Below are 1,588 nucleotides of genomic sequence, written 5' to 3' on the forward strand. Positions count from 1 at the left end.
GTCAGCCGCTCACCCACTCCTGCTGGGCGGCGAGGTCGGCCTTGACCTCGGTGAGCTGGACGGCGACGGCCTCGGGGGCGGTGCCGCCGCGGCCGTTGCGGGCGGCGATCGCGCCGTGGACGCTGAGCACGGTGCGCACCTCGGGGGTGAGGTGCTCGGAGATGTCGGCGAACTGCGCGTCCGTCAGGTCGGCGAGCTCGATTCCGTGCGCCTCGCACTCCTTGACGCAGGCGCCGGCGACCTCGTGGGCGACGCGGAACGGCACGCCCTGCTTGACGAGCCATTCGGCGATGTCGGTGGCGAGGGAGAAGCCGGCCGGGGCGAGCTCCTCCAGGCGCTCGCGGTGGACGGTGAGGGTGGCCATCATGCCGGTGAAGGCGGGCAGCAGGACTTCGAGGGTGTCGCAGGAGTCGAAGACCGGCTCCTTGTCCTCCTGGAGGTCGCGGTTGTAGGCGAGCGGGAGGGCCTTGAGGGTGGCGAGCAGGCCGGTGAGGTTGCCGATGAGCCGGCCGGACTTGCCGCGGGCGAGTTCGGCGATGTCGGGGTTCTTCTTCTGCGGCATGATCGACGAGCCGGTGGAGAAGGCGTCGTGCAGCGTGATGAAGCCGAACTCCTTGGTGTTCCAGATGATCACCTCCTCCGCGATCCGGGAGAGGTTGATCCCGATCATCGCGGTGACGAAGGCGAATTCGGCGACGAAGTCGCGCGAGGCGGTGCCGTCGATGGAGTTGCCGGCCGAGCCGCCCTCGAAGCCGAGGTCGGCGGCGACGGCCTGCGGGTCGAGGCCGAGCGAGGAGCCGGCCAGCGCACCGGAGCCGTAGGGGGAGACGGCGGTGCGGGTGTCCCACTGGCGCAGCCGCTCGGCGTCCCGGCCGAGGGCCTGCACGTGCGCGAGGACGTGGTGGGCGAAGAGCACGGGCTGGGCGTGCTGGAGGTGGGTGCGGCCCGGCATGGCGGTGTCCGGGTGGGCCTCGGCGAGGCCGACCAGGGCGTGCTGGAAGTCGAGCAGCAGGCCGCCGATGGTCTTCGCGTGGTCCCGCAGGTACATCCGGAAGAGGGTGGCGATCTGGTCGTTGCGGGAGCGGCCGGCCCGCAGCTTGCCGCCGAGGTCGGGGCCGAGGCGCTCCAGCAGGCCGCGCTCCAGGGCGGTGTGGACGTCCTCGTCGGCGATGGTGCCGGTGAAGGTGCCGGCCTCGACGTCGGCGAGGAGCCGGTCGAGTCCGTCGTGCATCGCGGCGAGTTCGCCGTCGTCGAGCAGGCCGGCCTTGTGCAGGACGCGGGCGTGGGCCTTGGAGCCGGCGATGTCGTAGGGGGCGAGGCGCCAGTCGAAGTGCACCGAGGCGGAGAGCCTGGCCAGGGCTTCGGACGGGCCGTCGGCGAAACGGGCGCCCCAGAGGCGGACGTCGCCACCGGAGGCGTTCTGGTCGGCGGACATCGCTGGCTCCTTGACTGACGTGCGGGAAGGGAGGGTGGGGGGCCGGCCCCGGCCGGGGGCGGCCCGCCGCCCCCCGCCGGCGCGCGCGCCGCCCCCCGCCGCCCCCCCCCCCCCCGGGACCGGGGGAGGGGCGAGGTGGTTCGGGTACGGATC

General features: G+C 73.5%; 1 protein-coding gene. It reads right to left on the bottom strand.

The genetic code is table 11. The features are described 5' to 3' along the window. Position 1 precedes the first annotated feature (1 nt). Positions 2–1,435: an argininosuccinate lyase gene (argH, locus tag ACFU74_RS37245; protein ID WP_380764572.1), complete on the bottom strand. Its 1,434-nt coding sequence runs from the start codon at positions 1,433–1,435 to the stop codon at positions 2–4. Positions 1,436–1,588 lie beyond the last annotated feature (153 nt).

The sequence above is a fragment of the Kitasatospora sp. NPDC057500 genome, assembly GCF_042802195.1.
In the GTDB taxonomy this organism is placed as follows: domain Bacteria; phylum Actinomycetota; class Actinomycetes; order Streptomycetales; family Streptomycetaceae; genus Kitasatospora.